The sequence below is a fragment of the Vibrio sp. OPT46 genome (assembly GCF_015163535.1).
GTDB classification, from domain to species: Bacteria; Pseudomonadota; Gammaproteobacteria; order Enterobacterales; family Vibrionaceae; genus Vibrio; species Vibrio alginolyticus.
Genome location: NZ_JADDYG010000823.1, coordinates 1 through 377, shown reverse-complemented (window position 1 = coordinate 377; position 377 = coordinate 1). Strand labels below are relative to the sequence as shown.

Here is a 377-nt window from a genome sequence, read left to right as displayed (position 1 = left end):
AGTTTCGAGTTGATGTTCAAATCACCAAAGTTGTCTCTCATTATTTGAATGAGCGAGAGACATTCGATTTTGCCGGACTCAAATTTCGAATAATCACTTAAAAGTGATATTCCCAAGAACACTTGAATGTGTTTTTTGGTGTTTGTCATAAAGACAAACATTGAGAACTTTACAAACAATCTTAAAGATTGTTTTGTCAGCTTTCCAAATTGTTAAAGAGCTATGTTAGCTACAAGCTTGCGCTTGTGAACTATCAATCTGTGTGGACACTCATCGTGTATAATCATCGTTTAAGGAGGTGATCCAGCGCCAGGTTCCCCTAGCGCTACCTTGTTACGACTTCACCCCAGTCATGAACCACAAAGTGGTAAGCGTCC

At 39.3% G+C, this 377-nt stretch carries 1 rRNA gene; it reads right to left on the bottom strand.

The features are described from left to right. Positions 1-291: 291 nt before the first annotated feature. Positions 292-377 (bottom strand): 16S ribosomal RNA (locus IQR33_RS28095); the annotation flags it as partial.